This window comes from Paenibacillus brevis, from assembly GCF_018919145.1.
Taxonomy (GTDB): domain Bacteria; phylum Bacillota; class Bacilli; order Paenibacillales; family Paenibacillaceae; genus Fontibacillus; species Fontibacillus brevis.
On the sequence record NZ_JAHLQJ010000024.1, the window covers coordinates 1 to 14,819 of the forward strand.

13 protein-coding genes and 1 other RNA gene are annotated in these 14,819 nt (G+C 49.7%); 2 read left to right on the forward strand and 12 right to left on the reverse strand.

Going from position 1 to position 14,819, the window contains the following annotated elements; genetic code table 11:
- Positions 1–321: 321 nt before the first annotated feature.
- From KQJ23_RS20695 to dnaX, 6 genes are all read right to left on the reverse strand, one after another.
- Positions 322–585, reverse strand: a complete 264-nt coding sequence (locus KQJ23_RS20695; RefSeq protein ID WP_216480821.1) for a pro-sigmaK processing inhibitor BofA family protein — start codon at positions 583–585, stop codon at positions 322–324.
- A 3-nt stretch (positions 586–588) separates the two neighbouring features.
- On the reverse strand, positions 589–882 hold the full coding sequence (locus KQJ23_RS20700; protein WP_346779437.1) for a DUF2508 family protein: 294 nt from the start codon (positions 880–882) through the stop codon (positions 589–591).
- Between the two features lie 152 nt (positions 883–1,034).
- Complete coding sequence (locus KQJ23_RS20705; protein ID WP_216480822.1) at positions 1,035–1,742, reverse strand: DsbA family oxidoreductase; 708 nt, start codon at positions 1,740–1,742, stop codon at positions 1,035–1,037.
- A 155-nt stretch (positions 1,743–1,897) separates the two neighbouring features.
- The gene (gene recR / locus KQJ23_RS20710) at positions 1,898–2,497 is read right to left on the reverse strand and encodes a recombination mediator RecR (RefSeq protein ID WP_044482677.1); all 600 of its coding nucleotides are present in this window, start codon (positions 2,495–2,497) and stop codon (positions 1,898–1,900) included.
- Between the two features lie 250 nt (positions 2,498–2,747).
- Positions 2,748–3,059: a YbaB/EbfC family nucleoid-associated protein gene (locus KQJ23_RS20715; RefSeq protein WP_044482676.1), complete on the reverse strand. Its 312-nt coding sequence runs from the start codon at positions 3,057–3,059 to the stop codon at positions 2,748–2,750.
- Between the two features lie 68 nt (positions 3,060–3,127).
- Positions 3,128–4,900 carry a DNA polymerase III subunit gamma/tau gene (gene dnaX / locus KQJ23_RS20720; RefSeq protein WP_216480871.1) on the reverse strand — a complete coding sequence of 591 codons (1,773 nt, stop codon included), beginning with the start codon at positions 4,898–4,900 and terminating at the stop codon, positions 3,128–3,130.
- Between the two features lie 191 nt (positions 4,901–5,091).
- On the opposite strand from dnaX, the gene KQJ23_RS20725 reads away from it, so the two are divergent.
- Positions 5,092–6,381: a stalk domain-containing protein gene (locus tag KQJ23_RS20725; RefSeq protein WP_216480823.1), complete on the forward strand. Its 1,290-nt coding sequence runs from the start codon at positions 5,092–5,094 to the stop codon at positions 6,379–6,381.
- 60 nt (positions 6,382–6,441) lie between these two features.
- Here KQJ23_RS20725 and KQJ23_RS20730 read toward each other — a convergent pair whose 3' ends face one another.
- The gene (locus tag KQJ23_RS20730; protein ID WP_216480824.1) at positions 6,442–7,269 is read right to left on the reverse strand and encodes a helix-turn-helix transcriptional regulator; all 828 of its coding nucleotides are present in this window, start codon (positions 7,267–7,269) and stop codon (positions 6,442–6,444) included.
- 126 nt (positions 7,270–7,395) lie between these two features.
- Between KQJ23_RS20730 and KQJ23_RS20735 the strand changes: the two genes are divergently transcribed.
- On the forward strand, positions 7,396–9,363 hold the full coding sequence (locus tag KQJ23_RS20735) for a glycoside hydrolase family 127 protein (protein ID WP_216480825.1): 1,968 nt from the start codon (positions 7,396–7,398) through the stop codon (positions 9,361–9,363).
- Between the two features lie 115 nt (positions 9,364–9,478).
- Here KQJ23_RS20735 and ffs read toward each other — a convergent pair.
- From ffs to KQJ23_RS20760, 5 genes are all read right to left on the reverse strand, one after another.
- Positions 9,479–9,746, reverse strand: an RNA gene (gene ffs, locus KQJ23_RS20740) — signal recognition particle sRNA large type.
- An 81-nt stretch (positions 9,747–9,827) separates the two neighbouring features.
- Entirely contained in the window at positions 9,828–10,571 is a 744-nt protein-coding gene (locus tag KQJ23_RS20745) for a response regulator transcription factor (protein ID WP_216480826.1), read from the reverse strand.
- A gap of 9 nt (positions 10,572–10,580) precedes the next feature.
- The gene (locus tag KQJ23_RS20750; protein ID WP_216480827.1) at positions 10,581–12,050 is read right to left on the reverse strand and encodes a sensor histidine kinase; all 1,470 of its coding nucleotides are present in this window, start codon (positions 12,048–12,050) and stop codon (positions 10,581–10,583) included.
- Positions 12,051–12,183: 133 nt separating this feature from the next.
- Positions 12,184–13,407, reverse strand: a complete 1,224-nt coding sequence (locus tag KQJ23_RS20755; protein WP_216480828.1) for an amidohydrolase family protein — start codon at positions 13,405–13,407, stop codon at positions 12,184–12,186.
- 36 nt (positions 13,408–13,443) lie between these two features.
- On the reverse strand, positions 13,444–14,811 hold the full coding sequence (locus KQJ23_RS20760; protein ID WP_216480829.1) for a citrate transporter: 1,368 nt from the start codon (positions 14,809–14,811) through the stop codon (positions 13,444–13,446).
- Positions 14,812–14,819 lie beyond the last annotated feature (8 nt).

Here is a 14,819-nt window from a genome sequence, read left to right on the forward strand (position 1 = left end):
CCAGCGTTCGTCCTGAGCCAGGATCAAACTCTCCATTAAGGTGTTTGACTTGCTCATTTCAATACTGACGAGAATGATTAATTCTCTTATAATACTCACTCGTTGTTCAGTTTTCAAAGATCAACCCGCGATGTTTAATCGCTTCATTTCATCACCGCGCTGTCTTAGCGGCGACTTTTATAATATATCATACGCTCTTCCATGAAGTCAACACTTTTTATTTCACTTCATCTTTCGAAGTTATTTGAAAGCGCTTGTCCACCGGAGAAGCGATTTATAATGTACCATAGATAACAAAGTTCCGTCAACTGCCATATGCTGCTAGATCAAAATTAGTTTTAAACCCAACAACAGCCCAATACCCGGTAACCCCAAAACAAGCACTGTCGTCAGTGTCACCGGATTCAGCGGAATATATGCTTCGGCAATCCAACCCGAATAATTGACAATGTATAACCCTAAAGCAGCCACCACAATATGGACGCCCAGCCGGGACAACCAGGCGAAGCCAAGACGTCTCGAGAAAACTATAAACAGTAAGGACAGCAGAGAAACCGCCAATACAGCAATCAGTATAATCTTCATCATTTATTCCTCCTTTCGTTCCCAGACATAATCTCCATAGCCAAAGGGTTCCCAGTGCACATTTGCCTGCTTGGCTTGCTTCAACTTAATTTGATATTTCCGTTCTGCCGCCTCCAAGGTATAGATCGCTACATCGACTTCATCCTTTCCCAGGGCGTATTGAAACGCATGGGATGCTAACTCCCACTCCGCACGAGCCTTCATAACCTCATCGTACAAATGTACTTTATAAGATACTTCTTTATTTGCCTGTGCCATTTTTGAATGGCTATCCGGCCTTAGTGTCCAACGCTTCACCTCAATCCCTCCTTTTAACCTCGGGTCTACTTCATGTGTATCGAGGAAAGGACAAACTTAGAACCCACTTCTATATTTCAAAATAAAACCAAAAAACCGGATCACGAAGACCCGGCTGGATACAGCAATATTCATTTCGAAGATTTACCTAATTAAATATCACATTTCTCATCCGTGCAAAGCGCGTCCTGAGAAGACTCAATCTCCTGCAAAGGAGCGGAAGAATGCTCTTCCTGCCACACCTTTTCCAAAGTTTCTGCAAATAAGCTAACTGGCTGCGCCCCCGATATCGCATACTTACGATTGACGACGAAGAACGGAACGCCACGCACGCCGAGGGTCGCTGCTTCGGCTTCTTCCGAACGAACCTGATCCGTAAATTGCCCGCTGCTTAATACGGTACGAGTCTCTTCCGGATCCAATCCGACTTCAACTGCCAGCTTGATTAACGTATCGTGGGCCCCAATGAATTGCGATTCCACAAAATGGGCCTTTAGCAGCTTTTCGGCCATTTCCGCTCCCTTACCTTTACTCTCTGCGTACTTCGCCAGTCTATGAGCATCCAGGGTATTGATTTGTTTAATGTCATCAAAATTATATGTTAAGCCGGCCTGTGCGGCTCTTTGTATCATTTGATTGTTCATCTCTTTGGCTTGTGCAACAGGCACACCATACTTCTTGGCGAGTGATTCGTCTATAGAGACAGCAGCGTCAGTCTGAACCTCAGGATCAAGCTCAAAGCTCTTGAAAGACACCTCTACCTGATCTTTATGAGCAAATTGCTCTAACGCCTGCTCCAAGTGTCTTTTTCCGATATAGCAAAATGGGCATACATAATCCGACCATATTTCAATTTGCATTCATCGCACCTCCGAAAATTTGTTAGGTAATTACTTAAGGTAAGTTTCCTTACCCCTATTATTACTTCTACCACCTGCAGATGCAAGCTATTCCTCCAAATAAAAAAGATGACCCTGGATACCAGGAATCATCTTCTTACTAATCTAATAAAGGATTAATGCAGCTCCCGCCGTCCTTCAAGCGCTTTGGACAACGTGACTTCGTCCGCATATTCCAGGTCACCGCCGACCGGCAAGCCGTGGGCAATCCGGGTGACGCGAAGCTCAAACGGCTTCACCAGACGCGAGATGTACATTGCAGTAGCCTCGCCCTCAATATTCGGATTTGTCGCCAAGATCAATTCCTTGACGCGTTCATCACTCAAACGGGTCAACAGTTCCTTCAGCCGGATATCGTCCGGTCCGAGTCCCTCCATCGGAGAGATTGCTCCCTGCAGCACATGATAGTAGCCATCAAATTCCTTCGTTCGCTCCATCGCAACCAAATCCTTGGACTCCTGTACGACGCAAATCACAGATGGATCACGCGTCTTGTCCTGACAAATCCGGCATGGGTCTGTATCTGTAATATTGCAGCACACCGAGCAATAGTGCAGATTGCGCTTCACACTGACCAGAGCCTTCGCGAAATCGATAACATCATCCTCTTTCATGCGCAGTACATGAAACGCCAGCCTTGCGGCCGTCTTCGGACCAATCCCCGGCAAGCGTGTAAATGACTCAATCAGCTTCGCAATCGGTTCGGGATAGTACAATGAGAGGATTCTCCTTCACTTCAAGAGGTTGTTCAAAAAGTCACCTTTTGATCACGAAGTAGTTCAAGAGGATCATTCGACATCGAATCTTGCGTTCAACCTAGAAGACCGAGCGGATACTTACGAGGTATGCTTCCTTTGGAAGCATTTCGCTCATGTAGGGGCTGCCTACATTCCGTTTCTCCTTCTTCGGATTCCCGCAACCGTCTCGATGCTGAAAAGTTGACTTTTTGAACTCGCACTTCTTCAATTAGAACAAGCCTGGAATTTTCATCCCGCCAGTAAATTTGCCCATATCCTGGTTCGCAAGATCTTCCGCTTTGGTCAGTGCATCATTCACTGCTGTAAGCACAAGATCCTGCAGCATTTCTACATCCTCCGGATCAACGGCTTCCGGTTTAATCGTCAAAGACATGATCTTCTTATGTCCATTCACTTGGACGGTGACTACGCCGCCGCCAGCGCTTCCTTCAACGGTCTTGCTTCCCAGTTCTTCCTGGGCCTTCAGCATTTGCTCCTGCATCTTCTTCACTTGCTTCATCATTTGATTCATATTGTTCATCGGGTTCACATCTCCTTCACAAGTCTTCATTTATTATAATCGTACTGGCATCCAATAGAAAAGAAAAGCTAATCCTTGATAACCACCAGCTCTTCCCCAAATAACTCGAGTGCTTCATCTACCCAAGGCTCCTGGCTTGTATTCCCGTCCTCAGGCGGCGGCTCCAACTGAAGCGGCTCAGCCGCCGGTGTCTGCGCGCCTTGAAGCGCATCATTCCAATCCTTTTGCATCATCGTTACCAGACGGCATGGCCGTCCCAGTTGACGCTCCATCACCTGTTCAATTAACTGCTTGTTCGCCGGCTTCTCCGTTGTCTCCCGGTGAATATCGTTCTTGAAGGCTACCAGCACTGCATCCTCTTGAACCGATACAGGCTCCCCATTCATAAACCAGGCATGAATCGTGACCTTCTCTTCCTTGACTGCATGCAGGATCTGGTTCCATTTGCCCTGGACCTCCAGGAACTCCTGACTGTTCCGCTGAGCCAAATACCCATCCATTCCGGCAGGCATCTTAGATGGAGAAGAAATCCTTGGCGCGGCGCTTCGAGCCGCAGGACGGCTGCCGCCTGAACCTTGACGGTCTCCGCTGCCGGAAACCAGGCCATCCTTAATCACCTGTTCCAGCTTGCGTTCCAGCTCGGCAACCTGCCGTCTAAGCTGTTGAACCTCGCCAGCAGGCACACCCCCCGCTGCTCCGCTAGCCGAAGCCGGGGACATATGGCTCGACGCCGGCGATTCCTCTGCACTGCCTCCGGACGTCAGACTGCATAGCTTCAGAAGTGCCACCTCAAACAAAGTTTGCGGCTGAACAGCGTACTTCATTTCCGTCTGATAATGATTTAGTGTATCCAGAATCTGAAATAGCTGAGCTTTAGAGAATTTATGCGCCATTTCCCTGAAATCCCGCACATCCAGCACGCGCTCTGTCAGCTTGTCCGCTTGGGGCACCATTTTGATCATCAGCAAATCCCGGAAATAATAAAGGAGATTCTCCATGCATTTATCAGCACTTTTGCCTTCTTGCATAAAGCCCTCAATCATCTCAAGCATACCGCCGATCTCGCCTTCATGGATCATCTCCGCAAGCTTGGCGAACTGGTGCGACGGAATCCCGCCCGTCATATCCAGCACTTGTTGATAGGATACCTGGGCGTTCGAGAACGACGCGATCTGCTCCAAAATACTGAGCGCATCCCGCATTCCGCCATCAGACAATCTAGCTATATATTCCAGTGCAGCCTCCTCGGCCGTAATCTGCTCCTGTTCACAGATGGTACGCAATCTCTCCACCTGTTCCTCCATGGAAATCCTTCGGAAGTCAAAGCGTTGGCATCTGGAAATGACCGTTGCCGGCAACCGATGAGGCTCTGTCGTCGCCAAAATGAACATCACATGCGGAGGCGGTTCCTCCAGCGTCTTCAGCAAGGCATTAAACGCTTCGGTTGTCAGCATATGCACTTCATCTATAATGTACACTTTTTGCCGCACTTCTGTAGGGGCATATTTAACCTTCTCGCGAAGATCCCGGATTTCCTCGACCCCACGGTTGGAAGCAGCGTCAATTTCAAGCACATCCATCACGGCGCCCGCCGTAATTCTCCGGCAAGCATCGCACTCATTGCACGGCTCCAGTGCGGGTCCCTTTTCACAATTGACTGCCTTGGCCAGCACCTTGGCTGTCGTCGTCTTTCCGGTTCCCCTCGGCCCGCTGAAAAGATAAGCATGAGAGAGCCTTTGTTCACGAATCGCGTTCTGAAGCGTGCGGATAATATGCTGTTGCCCTACCGTATCTTGGAACGACTGTGGTCGCCAGGCCCGGTACAGCGCGATATGCTCCATTTGCGGCACCTTCTTTCTATCCATAAGCAGCATTCGCCGCCCATCTATTATACTATACTAGACCTTCCAGAAAAACTCATAATTAGGGAAAACGGCCTCAACCTTGATGAACGACACCGTTATACGCCCTACTCTATCATTTCTGTTATAATCATAGATAGATTTAGCAGAATCTGGAGAGGAGAACCAATATGATCCGCTATTCTCTAAAACTATTACTCGCCGCCAGCTTGCTTGCCGGAGGAGGAGCCGCAGTTGCCTTGCCCGGAACTGTTCAAGCCGCTGCAGCGAATTCCGCTCCCATTCAAATCTTGCTGGACGGCTATCCATTGTCTTCTACAGTAGACCCGATCATCGTTCAAAATACGACGCTTGTACCCTTCCGCACGATTTCCGAGGCCCTTGGCGTATCCGTTACTTGGAATTCTGCCACGAAAACCATACAAGCGGTTAAAGAAAGCGGGAATGAACGCACCGAGGTGGTGCTGACCCTAAACAGCAAACAGGCAATTGTGAACGGAACAACGGTTGAACTGACCGTAGCTCCCCGTTCGATTTCCGGCAACACAGTCATTCCACTAAGCTTCTTCAGCCAACAGTTTGGAGCCGGTGTAGCATGGGACCAGGCAACTAAGACCGTATCGATCCATTCGCCGCAAAAGAGAATGTACACGCTTGGCTTCTATGCCATTTCGTCCATCTCCGATGCCTCCGCCATTTCAACACTGGATGCGGTGGCCTTCGGCTGGAGCCGGATTGATGAGAACGGACAATTCACATTATCAGGCAAAGACTTCAAGCTGCCGCAGCCATTAGGGGATATCACTGCTGACAGCCTGATCGAGGATGCGGCTGAATCCGGCACAACACCTTATCTGATGGTCTATTCCTCCGATGTGAAGGGCGAGTTGACCAAAATTATCGAGGAGACGGAGGCGCGTAATAAAGCAATCTCCGATATGATCGCCGCAGCGCAGGACAAATCCTATTCCGGCATTATGCTTGATTTTGAAGGCCTTGGTCTGACAACGGACAAGCAGACAACCCGTGCATCGTACACTGCATTTGTGAAGCAGCTTACCCAAGAGGCCAAAGCTGCCGGGCTCAAGGTAGCGCTGGCGCTGCATCCGCTGAATTCTTCCTATCAGGGATACGATTACAAATCTCTTGGCCAAATCGCCGATGAAATCGTGATTATGGCCTATGATTATCAGACCAATTCAGGCAGTAGCGCAGCAGCGGCAACCAACCCCGAGCCGATTGCCAAGGTGGATGAAGCTATTCGGCTTGCCCTGCAGAATACTGACAAGAGCAAGTTAATCCTCGGATTGAACCTTCACAGCGAGAACGCCGATTCCGTCACCAAGCTGATCGGCCTTGCGAAGCGTTACGATCTCAAGGGAGTTGCCCTGTGGCGACTCGGCCTGATCAGCTCGGACGAATGGAATTCCATCCGGCAAAGCGTCGAATTTAAATCTTGATTATTCAATATCATCCGGAGTACCAAGATAAAGGCCCCGTTTTTTTCCCGGGCCTTTTTTCTATGACTTATTGAGCCGGGTTTGATGAAAGGCCCTCCGGTACTCCGTGGGCGTAACTCCGGACAAGCGCTTGAACCACTTAATAAACTGCTTATCATCCTTCATTCCGACCTGATCCGCGACCTGCTTGACCGGATGATTGGTACAGCTCAATATCTCTTTGGCCGCCTCCAGCTTCAACTTATGAATATAACTAAGCAAGCCCAGGCCGAAGCGCCGCTTGAACATCCGGGACAAATACTCCCTGTTATATCCCATCTTCTCCGCAATGCGCTGAACCGAAATATCTTCATCCATCGCATGGATTCTTGTCCATTCCAGTAAACGAATCAACTGCGGGTCGAACGGGGGCTGTGCTCCGGTTCCCTCCAACTGCTCTGCCAGCTCAATCAACAGACTCGTCATAAAATAGTCTCCTGCCGATGCCAGCCGGTATCCTCCATTCGCTGCATGCAGCACTTGTCGCGCAAGAATATGCACTCGGCTCGGGTGCGGACAAGCCGCGTATCGTGGAATATAGCCGTCCGGCTTCTCCGGCGGTTCAGCGCATTCAGGCGGATAGAAGTGGAACCAATAGAAGGATACGCCCGGTAAAGACAACCGATAACCCCGATGCTTCTCGCCCGGCTGCAGAATCAGGATATCTCCGGCCTTCACCTCATAGACTACCCTGTCGATCTCCATAAATATGATTCCAGATACGCCGATAATGAGCTCGTAATCCTGAATGACCCGCTCCATATGGGCCCAGGCCTCATCGGAAAGAAACTGCCCTCCGATCACTAACCGATGCGGCGACTTTAAATAGATCGGAAGCATGCTGCTCATCCTCTCCAAATGATCAAGTCACTTTCTAACACCTATTCTACTCGATCTTCTACCGACAAAGCATCTATTGCGGTTTATGATGATAGCATGAAGCAGCTAATATTGCCACCTGGAGAGTGATCTATAATGAATAAACAGCCATTGCCTAAAAGCTTAAGGACCATTGATTTGAACAAAGTACGCATTCAAGACAGCTATTGGTCACCGTATGTTACGCTGGTTAAAGACACGGTCATCCCTTATCAATGGGACGCATTGAACGACCGGGTAGCTGATGCGGAGCCCAGCCACGCCATTAAGAACTTTCGCATTTCAGCCGGCTTGCAGGATGGCGAATTTCACGGATTTGTATTTCAGGATACGGATCTGTACAAATGGCTGGAGGCGGTCGGCTATTCGCTGGCTTCTTATCCCGATCCTGATCTGGAAGCGATTGCAGATGAAGCGATCGAGTTGATTGCAGCGGCACAGCAAGAAGATGGTTATATCAATACCTACTACACCGTCAAAGAACCAGGCAACCGGTTAACCAATCTGACCGAATGCCATGAGATGTACACGATCGGCCATATGATCGAGGCTGCAGTAGCTTATGCTTCCAGCACCGGAAAGACCGCCTTGCTGGAAGTGGCCCGTAAGGCAGCAGACTTCATCGACCGGCACTTTGGTCCGGGAGGAGATCAAATTCAAGGCTATGACGGGCACCAGGAAATCGAGATGGCGCTGATCAAGCTGTATGAGTATACAGGCGAGGAGCGTTACTTGAATCTCAGCTACTACTTGATTAACGAACGCGGTCAAAAGCCCAGCTTCTTCCTTGAAGAATGGAACCGGCGCGGCGGAATCAGTCACTGGTCTCCCGGCAATCCGCAGAAAACCGCTCCTGATTTCAGTTATTTTCAGGCCCACAAGCCCGTACGCGAACAGGAGGTTGCCGTAGGCCACGCGGTTCGGGCCGTCTACATGTATACGGCTATGGCCGAATTAGCGATATATAAGGACGATGCCGAGCTCCTTGCTGCCTGTAAGCGCCTGTGGAATAACATTGTCCGCAAGCAGTTATATATTAACGGAAGCATCGGATCCACGCATCAAGGCGAAGCCTTCACCTTTGATTATGATCTTCCGAATGAAACGAACTACTCGGAGACCTGCGCCTCTATCGGGCTTATCTTCTTCGCCCGCCGCATGCTTCAAGCGGAGCCAAACAGCGAATATGCCGACATCATGGAGCGGGCGCTTTATAACACGGTGACGGCTGGCATTGCAAGTGATGGCAAGCATTATTTCTATGTCAATCCGATGGAAGTATGGCCGGCTGCCAGCGAGGGCAACCCCGATCGCCGTCACGTGAAATCCGTCAGACAAAAATGGTACGGCTGCGCCTGCTGTCCGCCGAACGTGGCAAGATTGTTATCCTCATTGGGCCAATATATTTATACAACCCGCCAGAATACGATCTACACACACCTGTATATCGGTAATGAAGCCCAGTTGGAGCTTGAAGACACTAAGGCTTTAATTACAATGGACAGCAGGCTCCCTTGGCACGGACAAGTAAGCTTGAACATATCGCAGCTTGAGGGTAGCGGTCATTTTACGCTTGCTCTGAGAATCCCTTCCTGGACTGATAGCAGCACCATCACCGTAAACGGATCCCCAGTCCAGCCGGAAATTCATGATGGTTACGCCCATATTAAGCACGATTGGTCCGTCGGTGATGTGCTGTCCGTAGATTTTTCGCTTTCGGCACGACGCGTCTATGCCAACCCTCTTGTCCGGGCGAATGCCGGGAAGGTCGCGTTGCAGCGGGGACCGCTTCTGTACTGCCTTGAGGAAGCGGACAACGGCGCAGTTCTAAGCTCTCTGTCCCTGCCGCACGACTCGGAAATACGTGAAGTGCAAGGCCAGTGGCATCCGGAGCTGATCGTTCTGGAAGCTGACGGATACCGGACCGGGAATGGAGAAGCTCAAGAAGCCCCTCTCTATTCCACCTCGGCTTCCGAGCGGATACCGCAGAAGATCACTGCCGTTCCTTATACACTGTGGGGCAACCGCAAGCCTGGGGAAATGCAGATTTGGGTCCGCGAATAACAACTAACATCAAAAGCCTCTTCAGCCCGTCAGATTCCTAGGGCGGGAGAGGCTTTTATAAAAATAAAAAAACACCTCTGCCTACAGGCAAAGATGTATTCTTAGTAAATTTAAACCGTGCACCTGTTATTGATCGTTGCGATCCAAGCGGCACCTCTGAGGCGCAACTCGGGACAGGCTCCCCTCCGGCACAAGAGTGGGACTGCTTATGGCTGCTTCCTTCCGGACCTGACCAGGTTCACAATTACTCATTGCGGAGGACCCGTCCGTCAACGTCTGCCGCAGAGACCAAGCCTCACATCGACAAGACCGCTAACAGGACTTCAACCTCGCTATAGCGGATTGCGAGTTACAGGGCACCGCTACCTCCCCATCTAGCACGGTGAAATTAAGTATAGCCCATGCCTGTTCAAAAAGCAACCCGGAGGCAAAAGTTGGCTCTGCCCCATTCCCCTTCCGCTCTCCTATTCCGTTATTGCCCTGTCCTCGGCTTCAGGCTCTGCCTTGCTCGAGATCATCGAGTAGCCTATCCCCGAATAGGTCTTGATCACTTCCAGATAATGATCGCAGCCGGCCTGCTTCAGCTTCTTGCGGATACGCGCCACCGCTACTCTTAAATACTCAATTTCATTGCAATAGTCCGGCCCCCAGACCGTCGTCAAAATTTGATCATGACTAATAATCTTGTTCATATGCATTCCCAAAAGCTCGAGAATCAAATATTCGATATTGGTCAGCTTCACTTCATTGCCTTTAACATAGGCGCGCTTCTGGGCGATATTGATCTCTAGGTTATAGGTGGTGATTCGGCTCTCCTCGCGGCTCAGCTCATAATGGACCTTAGTTCTGCGCAGTACTGCCTTCACCCTTGCAAACAGCTCGTCCAGCGAGAACGGCTTCGTCAAATAATCATCCGCCTCCAGATCGAAGGCCTGAAGCATATCGTCCGACGCACTGCGCGCCGTCAGGAAGATCACCGGCACCTTGCTGAACTTGCGAAGCTGCTTCAGCACCGTGAAGCCGTCCATATTAGGCATCATGACATCCAGCAGCACCAGATCCGGCTCATGCAGGTCGAACTCCTCCAAAAACTGCTCGCCGTTGGAAAACGTGCAAACCTGATAATTAAAGGACAGCAGATTGGCTTTAATAAACCGAACGATTTTCGGCTCATCATCAACGATTGCAATTTTGTAGTTATTTCTCATGTTGCCCTCCTATGGAGCTTGGATAAGCGGCAGCTTTACGGTAAAGGTGCTTCCTTCCTTCAACCGGCTCTGTACATAAATATCGCCGCCATGCTCGCGAATCAATCCTTGACTAATCGATAGCCCCAGGCCCGAGCCCCCGCTTTTTCTTGCTGCCGAGATATCAACCCGGTAGAAGCGGTCAAAGATTTTCTTCTGGTTTTTTTCCGAAATGCCTATTCCGTTATCATTTACTTCTATAATAATAAACTCATCATCATGGTGAATGTCGATGGTAATTTTCTTCTTCTCGGCAACATTGTAGGTAAGTCCGTTCATAATCAAATTGATAAGCACCTGTCTAAGCCGGGCTTCGTCTCCGTATAATAACGGAAATTTGGAGTTCGTATCGTAATTGAATACGATCTCTCCTTGACTCATTACCTTTTCAGGCAACTGATTCAGCGTGCCCTTAATTAGCTTGAACAGCGGGAAAAAGTCTTGGTGCAGCAGCAGCGTGCCGGTCTCGATCTTCTTCACATCCATCCAGACATCGATCAACTCTTGCAAATGCAGGACATCCTCATGAATCCCCAGCAGTAAATCATTGGAGAAGGACTCGTCCCACTGATTCGATATCCCCCGCAGCAAGGTCTCTACGCTGCCTCTAATATTTGTTAACGGTGTCTTGAATTCATGGCTGGCGATCGAAATCAGATTGCTTTTGATTTGATCGATCTCGTATTCCTTCGTAATATCCCTGATGCTGTATACGTTGCCAAAGGGCTCGCTATTTTCATAAACCGCAAATTTTTTGACTTCAAAATAGCGTATTTTTCCCGGAGCCTGCACCTTGATACGGATCTGGGCATCATCCTTTGCGGCAAATTCCTCGATATCCGACGACTCCAGCTCGTTGATTTGCACAAACATTTTAAATAATTGATTCTCATTAATAACCGTCTTGCCGTCATTATAGGCTTTGATAAACTTCACGAAGGCCTCGTTCTGATGAATCACGTTCTTTCGTACGTTAAGCAGGACAATGCCGTCGGACATGCTGTTGAGCAGGTTGTCGAGCTTATAGAGCCAATCCCGATAGAGATAGGAATTCAGCTTGGCCTGATACAGGGAGCTAAACAGATTAGCCAGGGAGATTAGACGCTCCGGCGGCTCATGCTGGATATCTGACCGCCCTCCATCGTCAAATACAATTTTACCGTTCTCCACCTCGTGAACATGAATGGAATGCACAATCGGATGACAATGGGGAAAGCGCCCCTCCAGAAAATCTTCCCACGCCTCGCCCTGATGAACCAGGCCGTCCGCAGTGATAGAATAGTCAGGAAACCAACAGCTGACCTCATAGCTCGTCAAATTCTGCAGCTCCTTCAGGCACTCCTTCAGGAACAGCTCCTTCCCTACATATCCCTGCGCACGGGAGCCAAATCGGTCATCCAAGTTATTCTGTTCGCTCAAACCGCTTGTGTTTGGGAGCATCGTCCGGTCTCCTTTGAGATAAGTTCATTCGTTGATTTCTACCTATTTTAAATCATTTGCGGCCATACTTCTAAAAAAGAGAAACGGAAAAACTCCATATTCCAGCTTACAGAATATGGAGTGCGTATATAGACTAAGCGTTAACTTTAACCTGGCGTACCGTCTCAACGGTCACTTTACCGTTCTTGACGACAAACAATCTGGCTGGCATATCGATAATGGCATTAGTTACTGATGCCGTATCCAGCAGCACGAGATCCGCGTTGTTGCCGACCTGAATGCCATACCCCTTCAAATCCAAAGCTTTGGCAGGATTTGTGGTAATCATCGGCAGAACCGTATGCAGATCATCCGCTCCGCCCAAATGAGCGGCCGGGATCGCGATCATGGCTGTCAGCATTAAATCGCCGTTGCCATAAGGCGTGAATGCGTTGCGGATATTATTTGTCGCGATACACATATTTACGCCGCCGTCGCGGAGCAGACGAATCGGGGTTACCGTACGGCGTACATTGTAGGCATCATTGCGTGCCCCAAGATGCAGGTCCGTGCACGGAAGGCTCATCACGCTGATCTGAGCTTCATGCATCTTCTCGATAATCGGCATCAGCTGCTCGCGCGGCATTGCGGCGATACTGGTCAAATGGCCGACCGATACCTTGCCCACGAAGCCTTCGGCAATCGTCTTCTCGGCTACGTAATCGATAGTCGTACCTTCGGCGTTATCTTTGAAATCCTGATGGAGATCAATCGGCTTATTGTACTTTTTCGCAAGCTCGAATACAAAGTCGATATGCTCTTTGGCCGAGAGATCATTATAAGGGACTCCGCCGACAATGTCGCAGCCCATAGCCATAGCTTCGTGCATCATCTTGTCGGTGCCAGGCGCCTTAAAGATCCCCTCTTGCGGGAAGGCAACGACCTGGATGTCCATCAGATTCTTATATTCCTCGCGAAGCTCCAGAATAACTTCCAGACCGGCAAATCCCTGGGATGGATCGAATTCAGAATGCGTCCGCAAATGCGTTGTTCCGTTCTTAACCAGCATGTCCAAGGTTCTCCGCGCCCGGTCACGAATGTCGTCTTTCGTGAACGTCGGCTTCAATTGAGCCGTAACGGAGATGGCTTCCTGCAAGGTACCCGATTTATTCGGCAAGCGATTCGCGATGAGCGCCTTATCCAAATGAAGATGGCTTTCGACCAGGCCGGGAATCAGCACCTTCCCATCGGCTTCGATGATTCGGGCGGCCTCTCCTGCGATATTGGATTCTATTCCAATGATCTTTCCGTTTTCAATCGCAATGTCGCACAGTTCCGTGCTATCGTCTATTCTCGCTTGTTTAATCAAGATGTCCATTGTATACCCCTCCTACTTGAATGTCTGAAAGACTATCTATCCGAAGATCAATGAGAGAACCAAGAGAATGACCATGGCCAGACCAACCCATTTTCCGTTGCCCTTCACCACTTGGAGAATCGGGATTTGGAAGCCGGAGGACAGGGCCTGCATCGTGATATTAACAAAGCTCAATTGGCTTCCCAGACCAACCCCCATCGCAACGAAACCGAAGGCCATAGGTGAAAATCCCAAAGTAACTGCTATCGGCAGTACCAGTGTCAGGATGGAACCTACATAAGCACCTGCCGGAATACCGACCAGAATACCCGCCAGTACGGCAACGGGAACCACAATGGCCGAAGGGGCTTCCGCCGCAACGCTTGAGATCGCCGCAAATGCGCCGGTCTGGCCGATCATATTGATGAATGCCAGGAAGATACCTACGCTGAACAACCGGGTCAAGATATAAGTAGAGCCGTCAACCATCGATTCAAGAGATTTATTAAGCGTAAACTTCGTGCACAAGAAAATCAAACCAACGGTGACCATGGTGTACACAAGCGGTGTGAACAAGCTGTACCCGATCGCTTTGTTGATCATCGGCCCCAGGATAACGGAAGCCAGCAGGAAAACCGCCGGAATCGTCATTTTGAACAGTTGCTTATTGTTCATACCCGCATATTCGCTGCTCTCTTCGCCAACGAACAGAGCTTTTCTCCGCTTAGCTCCCCAGAATGCAATCGCAATTCCAAGGATTACGAAGCCCAGAGTGAACAGACGCATCTCAGCAACATAATCCGCTACCGGGATCCCGGAAAGCTTGGATACGATTCCCGACTCCAGAGATGCAGGGGATGTTGTAAAGCTGACTGCCGATACGATCGACATGGCTGCAATCACTTCCGGAATGGCTCCCAGTGCCGCAAACGCCAGCGGTGCAATAACCATCGCGCTTCCGCCGCCGATTCCCGACATGTAAGTTGCAGCTGCTTGAAGAAGCACGATAAATGCCGCGAAATATTCAACGCGTCCCTTGATCCCTCTACGAACCAAGGTCAGAGCTGAGGTATAACCCCCGGATTTGAATACGGCCATCGCGACCGCCGAATTAATGATCGGCACTGTAATCGAGAGCATACCAGGAATCGAATCCAGGAAATGCTGGTTAGCTTCCTGAAGCGATATACCGCCGATAATCATTGCCATAACACCGCCGACCAAGCCGGCCGCGATCATGTCTACTTTCAAAAAGAGCAGTACCAGAATAACAATCAGCGGCAAGATCGTTAACAGCGCATACCATCCGGTTGGTGTTGTGACCTCCGCACTAATAGAGTCTGCCGCGAAGACTTGCAAGGGCAGCGTCAGCAACAAGAATGCCGCAAAGATCATGGCTGGGAAACGGAGTTTTTTTGTTTTCATAATTTGCA

Excerpts from the sequence above, each read along its gene's own strand:
- KQJ23_RS20735 (WP_216480825.1), top strand. The coding sequence starts at position 7,396 with ATGAATAAACAGCCATTGCCTAAAAGCTTAAGGACCATTGATTTGAAC.
- KQJ23_RS20705 (WP_216480822.1), bottom strand. The coding sequence starts at position 1,742 with ATGCAAATTGAAATATGGTCGGATTATGTATGCCCATTTTGCTATATC.
- KQJ23_RS20730 (WP_216480824.1), bottom strand. The coding sequence starts at position 7,269 with ATGAGCAGCATGCTTCCGATCTATTTAAAGTCGCCGCATCGGTTAGTG.
- KQJ23_RS20725 (WP_216480823.1), top strand. The coding sequence starts at position 5,092 with ATGATCCGCTATTCTCTAAAACTATTACTCGCCGCCAGCTTGCTTGCC.
- KQJ23_RS20745 (WP_216480826.1), bottom strand. The coding sequence starts at position 10,571 with ATGAGAAATAACTACAAAATTGCAATCGTTGATGATGAGCCGAAAATC.
- KQJ23_RS20755 (WP_216480828.1), bottom strand. The coding sequence starts at position 13,407 with ATGGACATCTTGATTAAACAAGCGAGAATAGACGATAGCACGGAACTG.
- KQJ23_RS20695 (WP_216480821.1), bottom strand. The coding sequence starts at position 585 with ATGAAGATTATACTGATTGCTGTATTGGCGGTTTCTCTGCTGTCCTTA.
- KQJ23_RS20760 (WP_216480829.1), bottom strand. The coding sequence starts at position 14,811 with ATGAAAACAAAAAAACTCCGTTTCCCAGCCATGATCTTTGCGGCATTC.
- dnaX (WP_216480871.1), bottom strand. The coding sequence starts at position 4,900 with ATGGAGCATATCGCGCTGTACCGGGCCTGGCGACCACAGTCGTTCCAA.
- KQJ23_RS20715 (WP_044482676.1), bottom strand. The coding sequence starts at position 3,059 with ATGAACAATATGAATCAAATGATGAAGCAAGTGAAGAAGATGCAGGAG.
- KQJ23_RS20750 (WP_216480827.1), bottom strand. The coding sequence starts at position 12,050 with ATGCTCCCAAACACAAGCGGTTTGAGCGAACAGAATAACTTGGATGAC.